1 pseudogene is annotated in these 211 nt (G+C 66.4%); it reads right to left on the reverse strand.

Annotation, left to right across the window (positions count from 1 at the left end):
• Window positions 1–211, reverse strand: a pseudogene (locus tag IG99_RS51320) (IS630 family transposase); the annotation flags it as partial.

The following is a 211-nucleotide window of genomic DNA, read 5'->3' on the forward strand; positions in this document are numbered from 1 at the left end:
GGCGGTCTTCGTCCAGATGAACGGCCTGGGGTGTTCGTTCCAGTCGGCGAGCCGGCTGCGGATGTCGCGTTCGAGGGCCTGGCCGGAGCGGTGGACGCCTCGTTTGAGCTTTTTCTGCGTGAGCTCGGCGAACCACCGCTCCACGAGGTTCAGCCAGGACGAACTCGTCGGTGTGAGGTGGAGATGGAAGCGGGGGTGGGCCAGCAGCCAC

Source organism: Streptomyces griseus subsp. griseus (genome assembly GCF_000720255.1).
GTDB classification, from domain to species: domain Bacteria; phylum Actinomycetota; class Actinomycetes; order Streptomycetales; family Streptomycetaceae; genus Streptomyces; species Streptomyces griseus_I.